General features: G+C 74.9%; 1 protein-coding gene. It reads left to right on the top strand.

Going from position 1 to position 303, the window contains the following annotated elements; translation table 11 throughout:
• On the top strand, positions 1–303 hold a 303-nt coding region (locus tag WDW90_RS38760), incomplete at both ends, for an alpha/beta hydrolase (protein WP_431311224.1).

Raw genomic sequence — 303 nt, 5'->3', positions numbered from 1 at the left:
CGGCCGGGCGCTGGCTCCGGGCGCCGCGCTCCTGTCGCCGCGCGGGCCCGTCCTCGCGAATGGGATGCCGCGCTTCTTCCGGCGTCTGTCCGAGGGCGTGTTCGACGAGGCGGATCTGCGCCGGCGCGCCGGCGATCTCGCCGATTTCGTCGTGGAGGCGCGCGCGGCATACGGGATCGCCGCGCCCATCGCGCTCGGCTTCTCGAACGGCGCCAATAGCGCCGCGGCGACACTGCTGCTGCGGCCCGAAGCTTTGGCCGGCGCCATCCTGATCCGCGCGATGGTGCCGCTGGCCGATCCGCC

Source organism: Methylobacterium nigriterrae, from assembly GCF_037106235.1.
GTDB classification, from domain to species: domain Bacteria; phylum Pseudomonadota; class Alphaproteobacteria; order Rhizobiales; family Beijerinckiaceae; genus Methylobacterium; species Methylobacterium nigriterrae.
Note: the sequence above shows the minus strand (reverse complement) of the source record. Positions and strands in the feature narration are given on the sequence as shown.